This window comes from Neorhizobium sp. T6_25 (assembly GCF_002968555.1).
In the GTDB taxonomy this organism is placed as follows: domain Bacteria; phylum Pseudomonadota; class Alphaproteobacteria; order Rhizobiales; family Rhizobiaceae; genus Neorhizobium.
This window is the reverse complement of record NZ_PVBL01000074.1, coordinates 1-417: the sequence shown is the minus strand read 5'-3', so window position 1 is coordinate 417 and position 417 is coordinate 1. Positions and strand designations below refer to the sequence as shown.

1 pseudogene is annotated in these 417 nt (G+C 70.5%); it reads right to left on the bottom strand.

Annotation, left to right across the window (positions count from 1 at the left end):
- A pseudogene (locus C5L10_RS34230) lies at positions 1-417 on the bottom strand (hypothetical protein); the annotation flags it as partial.

Sequence of the window (417 nt, the reverse complement as noted above, 5' to 3'; positions counted from 1 at the left end):
GGCCATCGCCACCGCCCTCGCGCGCTCGATGTCGTGCCCTTCCGACAAACATCGCGCATAGGCCCAGACGAGCCCGCACGCCATCAGCCCGCCCACCGCCGAGAGCAGGGTCCACTCCCGCCAGGAGAAGAAGCGCGCCGCGGGCCTCGCGCGCAGCGGGGTGAGCCGCCCGGGCCGCGCGGCCGCCTGGAAGGCCAGCATCGCGGTGGGGTGGATGATGAGCTCCAGCCACACGATGTGGATGGGCAGGTACAAGAGCGGCTGTCCCCAGAGCGGCACCAGCGCCGCCGTGCCGACCAGCGGGATGTGGATGAGCAGCAGGTAGAGGAAGCAGCGCTGGAGGTTGGAGAAGAGCTGACGGCCCTCCGCGATGGCGCGCACCAGCGTGCCGAAGTCGTCGTTCAGCAGCACGATGGA